Raw genomic sequence first — 425 nt, forward strand, 5'->3', positions numbered from 1 at the left:
CGCCCCGACCCCGCGCGGCCGCGCGCCGTGGACCAGCGTCTCCGGCAAACCGGCGGCGACGAGGAGCGCCCGGCGGAGGTCCAGTCCGGCTTGGCGCTGCGGCCCCTTCTTGCCCGCACCGAGCGGCCGGTCGCCGTTGAGGCGGCGGAAGGCGATCTCGGGATGCACCTCGTGCAGGCGCGCCGTCAGCGCGGACCGCGAGTGGAGCAGGTCGTCCACCGCGCGGATGTAGCGGAAGATGTTGAAGCATTGGATCGAGGGCGCGAAGGGTGGCGCGCTGTTGGCCCGCGACAGGGCCTTGGCCGCCGTGTAGTCGTCGGCGAAGATCGCCGCCCGCGGCGGCACCGGGAAGACGCTCGACCGGTTGGCGCCGAGGTAGGCGCGCGCAGCCCGGTCGGCGGCGCGTCCCCCGGCCGTCGCGCGGT

General features: G+C 75.8%; 1 protein-coding gene. It reads right to left on the minus strand.

From position 1 onward, the window contains the following. Positions 1-425: DUF429 domain-containing protein (locus FV222_RS29140; protein WP_147816572.1), on the minus strand; the 425-nt coding region annotated here is incomplete at both ends.

The organism is Methylobacterium sp. WL103 (assembly GCF_008039885.1).
GTDB classification, from domain to species: domain Bacteria; phylum Pseudomonadota; class Alphaproteobacteria; order Rhizobiales; family Beijerinckiaceae; genus Methylobacterium; species Methylobacterium cerastii.